1 protein-coding gene is annotated in these 266 nt (G+C 47.0%); it reads right to left on the bottom strand.

What is annotated here, in order from left to right; all coding sequences use genetic code 11:
• On the bottom strand, positions 1–260 hold a 260-nt coding region (locus RG959_RS24290; RefSeq protein ID WP_342799318.1), incomplete at its 3' end, for a rod shape-determining protein.
• Positions 261–266 lie beyond the last annotated feature (6 nt).

The following is a 266-nucleotide window of genomic DNA, read 5'->3' as shown; positions in this document are numbered from 1 at the left end:
AGCTTGCTTAAAAAGTGTTTCAACATCGCTTCGGTAATGTCGAAATCAGCGATTACTCCGTCTTTGAGCGGCCGAATGGCAACGATATTCCCAGGAGTACGTCCTACCATTCGCCTTGCTTCTTCGCCGACAGCGAGCACCCTGTTCGTGTTCTTATCAATCGCGACGACGGACGGCTCATTGAGCACAATTCCTTTTCCTTTGACAAAAATGAGTACGTTTGCCGTGCCAAGGTCAATGCCAATATCTCTAGAAAACATATGGAT

The organism is Domibacillus sp. 8LH (assembly GCF_038806185.1).
Classification (GTDB): domain Bacteria; phylum Bacillota; class Bacilli; order Bacillales; family Domibacillaceae; genus Domibacillus; species Domibacillus indicus_A.
This window is presented reverse-complemented; position numbering and strand designations above follow the sequence as displayed.